General features: G+C 36.5%; 8 protein-coding genes. 5 read left to right on the forward strand and 3 right to left on the reverse strand.

Annotated elements, in window-relative coordinates; translation table 11 throughout:
* Positions 1-227 precede the first annotated feature (227 nt).
* Complete coding sequence (locus P9B04_RS15350) at positions 228-470, forward strand: hypothetical protein (RefSeq protein ID WP_342055859.1); 243 nt, start codon at positions 228-230, stop codon at positions 468-470.
* Positions 467-880 (forward strand): type II toxin-antitoxin system VapC family toxin, encoded by a 414-nt coding sequence (locus P9B04_RS15355; protein WP_342055860.1) that lies wholly within the window; start codon positions 467-469, stop codon positions 878-880. Before P9B04_RS15350 ends, P9B04_RS15355 begins: the two co-directional genes overlap by 4 nt.
* A gap of 24 nt (positions 881-904) precedes the next feature.
* Here the strand turns inward: P9B04_RS15355 and P9B04_RS15360 are convergent, their stop codons facing one another.
* The gene (locus P9B04_RS15360; RefSeq protein ID WP_342055861.1) at positions 905-1,846 is read right to left on the reverse strand and encodes a phosphate ABC transporter substrate-binding protein; all 942 of its coding nucleotides are present in this window, start codon (positions 1,844-1,846) and stop codon (positions 905-907) included.
* A 61-nt stretch (positions 1,847-1,907) separates the two neighbouring features.
* Between P9B04_RS15360 and P9B04_RS15365 the strand changes: the two genes are divergently transcribed.
* Positions 1,908-2,720, forward strand: coding sequence for a PD-(D/E)XK nuclease family protein (locus tag P9B04_RS15365; RefSeq protein WP_342055862.1), 813 nt, complete (start codon positions 1,908-1,910; stop codon positions 2,718-2,720).
* A gap of 120 nt (positions 2,721-2,840) precedes the next feature.
* Here the strand turns inward: P9B04_RS15365 and P9B04_RS15370 are convergent, their stop codons facing one another.
* Positions 2,841-4,040 (reverse strand): AAA family ATPase, encoded by a 1,200-nt coding sequence (locus tag P9B04_RS15370; RefSeq protein WP_342055863.1) that lies wholly within the window; start codon positions 4,038-4,040, stop codon positions 2,841-2,843.
* Between the two features lie 251 nt (positions 4,041-4,291).
* Between P9B04_RS15370 and P9B04_RS15375 the strand changes: the two genes are divergently transcribed.
* A complete protein-coding gene (locus tag P9B04_RS15375; protein ID WP_342055864.1) occupies positions 4,292-4,744 on the forward strand; it encodes a PPC domain-containing protein in 453 nt (150 codons plus the stop codon).
* Here the strand turns inward: P9B04_RS15375 and cobS are convergent.
* On the reverse strand, positions 4,727-5,485 hold the full coding sequence (cobS, locus tag P9B04_RS15380) for an adenosylcobinamide-GDP ribazoletransferase (RefSeq protein ID WP_342055865.1): 759 nt from the start codon (positions 5,483-5,485) through the stop codon (positions 4,727-4,729). The two genes, P9B04_RS15375 and cobS, sit on opposite strands and share 18 nt — an antisense overlap.
* 404 nt (positions 5,486-5,889) lie before the next feature.
* Between cobS and P9B04_RS15385 the strand changes: the two genes are divergently transcribed.
* The gene (locus P9B04_RS15385) at positions 5,890-6,345 is read left to right on the forward strand and encodes a hypothetical protein (protein WP_342055866.1); all 456 of its coding nucleotides are present in this window, start codon (positions 5,890-5,892) and stop codon (positions 6,343-6,345) included.
* The last annotated feature ends 135 nt before the right edge of the window (positions 6,346-6,480 follow it).

Consider the following 6,480-nt stretch of genomic DNA (forward strand, 5'->3'; position numbering starts at 1 on the left):
AAGGTTATGATTTTTACATATTTAGGTCGAATGTTCTTTAATTATAGCTAAGTTTCTCTTTTCATCCTAAATTCTTAGTTTAGAGGGATTTACAATGACAATTACTAATAGTAAAAATCTAGGAATATTAGTTTTTAAAAGCAGACTTAATAAATTCTCTTTCATCTATAGAGATGATTTTTGTTATAGTTAATTTATGATAGTAATAACAAGCCCAAACATTAATTATGACTAGCCTAAATGATCGTCCTCAATCTGACACTAACGAGTTATCCATAGAAGAGCTTAATGCTAAATGGGATGCTCTGGAAAATGACCCCGAATTTCAGAAGAAACCCTTTTGGCAGCGAATTGTAGAAATTGGTAAAGTTGTTCCTCAATCTGAATGGCGCAAACAATTACCAACAGATTTTTCACGTAACTTTGAACATTATATGTATGGCGCACCGAGAGAAGATGAGGAAGAATGAGACAGATTTTTTTAGATACTTCTTATTTACAAGCATTAGCTGATCTGGGTGATAATCTTAATCCCTTGGGTCTGACTCTAGTAGCTCAATTAGGTGATTTTAGAGGTGTTACTAGTGAAATGGTTTTGACAGAATTACTCAATGCTTTATGCAGTCGAGGACAATTTTTACGTCAATCAGCCATTCGTTTAACCCGTGATTTGCGTAACGATAGTAACACCCTAATTATTCCTCAAACCACAGAACAATTTGAGCAAGCATTTGACTTATATCAAAGACGGTTAGACAAAGGATATAGTTTAACCGATTGTGCTTCAATGGAAATAATGAGGCAATTAGAAATTTTTGATATCTTAACGTTTGATAAGCATTTTCAACAAGAAGGGTTTAGAGCTTTATTGAGAGAATAATTATCATTAATATTTAATTATTTATTACTGAGAATCTTCTATTATTTGTTGTCCAACAGGGGAAGTAGCATAACCCAAAAAGGCTTTTACTGCTTCAGAAGGAGGATTTTTATAAGCATAATATAACGTTCTTTGATAGGGATAATTAGCCGCTTCAGGGGTTAAACCATCAATAGGAACTATCCTTACAGCTTGCTGATCTGCAACTTGCGTATGAGTAGCATAACCAATACCATTACTGCCTAATTTTTGTAACATCGGTGTGATTGTATCTCTATCCATAGTGGTAACATTAGGAGTGTTACCGAACTCTTCTGAGTTTAGGGCTAATTCTGTAAAAATTTTCCTAGTTTCACCCTCAGAAGGTCTATTAATCACTTTTATGGCTTCCAATGCTCCCCCTACTTCGGACCAGTTTTGAATAGTTCCTTGAAAAATGCCTTTAACTTGCGTTGCGGTGAGACTCTTACGGAAACTGTTATCCATACCAATAACCACAGCGATCGCATCTTTAGCTACAGGAATAGCAACCAAACCTTTTTCTTGTTCTTTGGCGGTTAGAGGACGAGATGTAGCAGCAATATCGATGTTACCATCTAATAAGGCATTAATCCCGTTGCTTGACCCTTGAGCATCAGTTAACACCTCGACCCCTGCAAACTCCCGTTGAAAGCCATTTTTGAGGGACTGGTTGACTAATACAAGAGCGGTTGAACCGTCTATTTTGAGGGTTGTTCCTTGGGGAACCGTCTTCGGGAAACTAAAGGCAGTAACAGCAGAAGGAGAGGGAGGAGAAGGTAAAGAAGTATTAGAGCGCAAGGGTTCATTCTTGGAGGTAGAAGAAGAAATAAGATCAGTAGCGTTATTTTTAGTTTGTCGAGTCAATAACCAATATCCTCCCCCTAAAATGCCGAGAGTGATGATCAGAGAAAGAACCGTAATTAAAGTTTCTTTTTTTTGATACATGACATTTTGAAAAAATCTTATCTTATTCTAGTAGTTTCTTGAGCTATTTTACTTAAATAATATGAATAATCTTGATAATTTCCCTAATCAATTTTTGATTCGTCTCTCCCAAGCACAATTAAATCTTTTAGAGATGTGTCCTCCCCAATTTCAAAGAGTTTATCTAGAGCAATTAAGTTTACCCGTTGGCCCAGAGGTACAAGAGAATTTACTGTGGGGTAATCAATTTCATCAATTAATGCAACAACATTTTTTAGGGTTATCTCTAGATTCTATTTTGGATGTGGATCAAGACTTAAAAAAGATAGTTGATTCTTTATTAATTTCTGTTAGTGAAAAGCATCATCTTAATTCCCAATCTTGGCAAGAGGCGGAACATTATCGATCGCTAGAAAAGGGCAATTATTTATTAACTGCGATTTATGACTTACTAATTATCAATGAAAATCAAGCACAAATTTTAGACTGGAAAACTTATTTACAGCCTCAAAATGAGCAAAAATTAGCTAATAATTGGCAAACAAAATTATATTTATATTTGTTAGCAGAAACATCTAATTATTTACCTGAACAAATTTCTATGACTTATTGGTTTGTTAAAATACCCCATGAACCTCAATATACGACCTTTCAGTATAATCAGGAATTACATGACAAAATTAGTACGGAGTTAGAGGATTTACTAACTAATCTCGATAATTATTTATTCGATTTTAATCGAAAAGGTATTGATTTTCCTGATTGTAATAATAAAGAAAGTAACTGTTCTTATTGTCAGTCTCTTCTTGCAGAAGATGGTAATGTTAATCATCAAAAAGAAGGTAATGGAGATATTTTATTAATAATAGATGAAATTGAAGAAGTTAGTATTTAATCCCAAATCCTGTTCTCAAAGCCATCTTATCTTATGAGAAAGGCAGAAGGCAGGGGGCAGGAGGCAGAAGGAGAAAAAATCTTACTCAAATATATCCTGCTCTCTGGCTTAAAATAATTGTCAATTATTAATAATTAATTTATCAACATCTTCTGGTAATATTTGTTGTATGATCTGAGAGTTAATATCGGGAATAGTAACTAAACGATTTGCTTGTTTTTCAATAGTTTTTTCAAATATATTTCTCACTAATCTACCGTTACCAAAACTCTTATCACGGTGATCGTATAATTCTTTAAATCGAGTTAATAAAACTTCTTTTGCAGCTTCTGTTAAAGTGTAACTATGCTGATTGCAAAAAATATAAAAGATTTCTAATAATTCTTGTGGTGTATAATCTTCAAAATAAAAATAACGACTAAAACGAGATTTTAAACCAGGGTTTGAGTTGATAAATCGGGTCATTTCATCTCCATATCCTGCTACAATTACCACCAATCTATCTCGATAATCTTCCATTCTTTTTAATAACATATCAATAGCTTCCTGACCGAAATCGTTTCCAGGATCGAGGGGTTTTAGGGCATAAGCTTCATCTATAAATAACACCCCATCTAAGGCTTCTTGGATTAATTCATCCACTCTTTGCGCTGTTTGCCCGACATATCCTGCTACCATTCCTGATCTGTCGGTTTCAATTAAATGACCTTTTTTGAGGATACCTAATTGTTGATAAATTTGTCCCATTAACCTAGCTACTGTTGTTTTTCCTGTCCCTGGAGAACCACAAAAAACCGAGTGCAAAGTAATAGGAACAGGTTGTAAACCTTGTTTCTCTCTTAACTTTTGAACCTTGAGAAAATTAATATATTGCCTAACTTCATCCTTTAAATGCTTCAGCCCAATTAGTTTATCTAATTCTTGCAATTGTTCTTCGACATTAGAATTAGAGGATGGAGAGTTCCTTGAAATATAAGAAGGTGATGCAGAACTTTTATATGACTCTTGCTGTCTAATTTTTTCTTTATCAAATTGAATCTGTTTTCTGCGTCTTTCTTCTCTATCTAATTCCTGCTGCTTGAGTATTTCTTGTTCTGCCTTAATAGTTTGTCTTCGTTTAATTTCTGCTCGTAACTTAGCCTTCTCCCTTTCTAGTTCACGTTGCTTTTTCAAGAGTAATTTATACTCTTCTTCCTTCTGAACTAAACGGCGATCTTTTTCCATTTCCTGTTGTAGTTTAGATTTTTTTTGTTCCTCATTTTGTCTAATTTTTTCTAAATCTTCTTTAACGCGATCGCTATAATTGGGAAAGTCTGACATTTTTTTAATTCCAAACCCTTAGATTAAATTATTATAGCAAAACAGGGCAATACGTAGTATTTACAAGGGGTTTCTTGAAGATTGTTCTCAAAAATACAATCTTGGATAACTTCCACTTTTTACAGTTATTTGTTCCAAGTTGTTAATAATAAAAATTTTCTAAATTTTTTGCTGATTTTAGATTAACTTTGACCCCAATCCCTAGACATTCGATAGACTATACGGGAGTGTGCTTAAATATTATTGATAAGATGACCTACTTGTGCGGTAAAACCTTTTCTCGGTCTTTAAAGATCGCTTTATTTTCTCTAGCGTTAGCAGTCGCCCCCTTACCAGTGCGAGGACAACAGATTTATAGTCCTATTCCTATCAAGTCCGATGGACAAATCGCTGATCGTCTCTCGGAGCAAGATATTCCCACAGGGGAAGGTGGGTTCGCTAAAGATTATGCCATACAACTGCAGAAAGGGGATCAAGTTGCGATCGATCTCATTTCTGATGAATTTGACAGTGTGATTTTACTGTTGGGAGCCGATGGTACAACCATTGCTGAAAACGACGACGGACCCGATGGTAGTACAAACTCATTATTGTTCTCTCGTATCACCGAAACCGGTCGTTACATTATTCGTGTCCGTGCATTTGGTGAGACAGGAGGGGGGAATTTTCGCCTGAATGTCACTCGTTTACGGCCTGTAAATTGATAGCAAACATAAAATAAAGGTTTCTGTCCATTCCACAACTGCGCCGTAGGTGTCCCCTGTATGACCCCCAAACCGACAGTTAAACCAGGCGGCTACCCCGGAAGCGATGGCCATTGCTATTGCTGTTGCCATTAAACCCAATGTCCATAATTCGGGGTTAAATGCCACGAATACCCCAGTTGTTCCCCATAACCCCACTAACCCCAAAATTAAATCTTGGGGAACTTTCAAATATTGTTTGTGAAAAGCTCCTTTTCCCGTAGGTTTAAGATAGGGGTAAAAAGCGATCGCATTGATCTGTCCCCATCTACCCCAACCGTAGGCTAACATTAAACCCCAACAACGGTGGTCCAAAATAGCACTCAAAGCTACAATTTTTAGTAGAATCACCATAACTCCAGCCATCACCCCAAAAGCGCCTGTAACGCTATCTTTCATCACTTCTAGGCGTTTTTGACTGTCCGTAACAGCTAAACCGTCGGCACTATCCATGACTCCATCTAAATGTAAACCCCCGGTGACATAGATCCCTAAACCGATAATTAAGGCACTGCGTACGGTTAGAGGAAATCCTATCAGGTTTAATGTTATATCTGTCACCCCTAATAACCCCCCAATACCTAAGCCAATGAGGGTACACCAACGGGCAATAGATTGGAAACTTTTCGGCCAATGATCCGGTAAGGGAATAACTGTATAAAAAATAATTGCCCCTAATAGGGAACTGATTGCAGTTTTCAATGTGTTTAATATATGCAACGAAAAGTAGCTCCGCAATTGTAATAGATTTTATCGAACATCAAAGATTTAAGTATATATATGTAGAAAATTTAATAGGATCTTGTCACGGTTTCAGCAATCTTCAGGAGATATTGAGGTAACATTGTGTTAGATGGCACTTAGGCTTTGGATAAAGTAAAAAGCGTGGCCTAACTTAAGCCTCCCTTTGACCTAAACGCCTGGTGTTGTGTAATTTAATCTTGCTACGGGGCAAGACACCAAAAGCGTTCCCTGGCATAGATATAAAAGTCGTCAGCAACATTGTTTCTCTACTCCCGTGAAATAAAAGCAAACCTTGCTTTTATCTTTCTACTCCTACAGTCTCTCGACTGGCCGCCAATTGTTGTGCTTTCAGGCAATTTTTTATGAGTCACCATAACCCCTCACACCCATTCCCTGCCCCCTGCATTATTGATTTTGGGATTATTATTAATGCTGAGGACATGAAACGTATTCTCAACGATCTCGGCAGGGTTCAGTATATTCATACCCTCGATGGAAACCTGGAAAGCCAAGGGGAGGGATGGATTGTTGAAGTTTTTAACGATCCTACTCAAGCAACCATTGTAGTTAATCGTTCCTTGTATCTTAATGTTCACAGTTTCGATTATTTACAACTTCAGCGATCGCAAAAGCAAGAGGTTTATTTTGATTTGATTCAAGATCGTCGCTGTTTACGGTTGATTCCTGTTACTTATTCGTCTCCTATTCCTGAGAGTAATTCTAATATGGACTCTGCCGCTTTAGAAGCTATGGTTACCCAAGTTTTAGCAGCCAAATGGGATATGCAGTTAGATGATGAGGATGATTGTCCTTTTTAGTGTTTCGGTTCAAAACTATTTTCATAAAGGCTTCTACTAGGATAATAGTAGAGGCCCTATTTTTTATTGAAAAATATCCTTAGACTCACATCTTGCACCTGACGAGACAAAGTTCCAAACCATGTTCATAAAACC

This window comes from Crocosphaera sp. Alani8, assembly GCF_038442745.1.
Lineage (GTDB): Bacteria > Cyanobacteriota > Cyanobacteriia > Cyanobacteriales > Microcystaceae > Crocosphaera.